This is a genomic window from Paenibacillus sp. J31TS4, assembly GCF_018403265.1.
Classification (GTDB): domain Bacteria; phylum Bacillota; class Bacilli; order Paenibacillales; family NBRC-103111; genus J31TS4.
This window is the reverse complement of sequence record NZ_BOSI01000037.1, coordinates 1-258: the sequence shown is the minus strand read 5'-3', so window position 1 is coordinate 258 and position 258 is coordinate 1. Positions and strand designations below refer to the sequence as shown.

1 rRNA gene is annotated in these 258 nt (G+C 57.8%); it reads right to left on the bottom strand.

Annotated features, from left to right (window positions below):
* A 23S ribosomal RNA gene (locus KJS47_RS23890) occupies positions 1 to 258 on the bottom strand; the annotation flags it as partial.

The window sequence follows — 258 nt, the reverse complement described above, 5'->3', positions numbered from 1 at the left end:
ATCGGTCGCTAGGTAGTATTTAGCCTTAGCAGATGGTCCTGCCAGATTCCCACGGGGTTTCACGTGCCCCGCGGTACTCGGGATCCGTCTAGGCTCTCGCTCACTTTCGGCTACAGGGCTTTTACCTTGTCCCGCCGGCCTTTCCAGACCAGTTCACCTAATGAGCTGCTGCCACATTGACGTCCCACGACCCCTGCCGACAAGTCGACAGGTTTAGGCTGTTCCGCGTTCGCTCGCCGCTACTGACGGAATCACTAT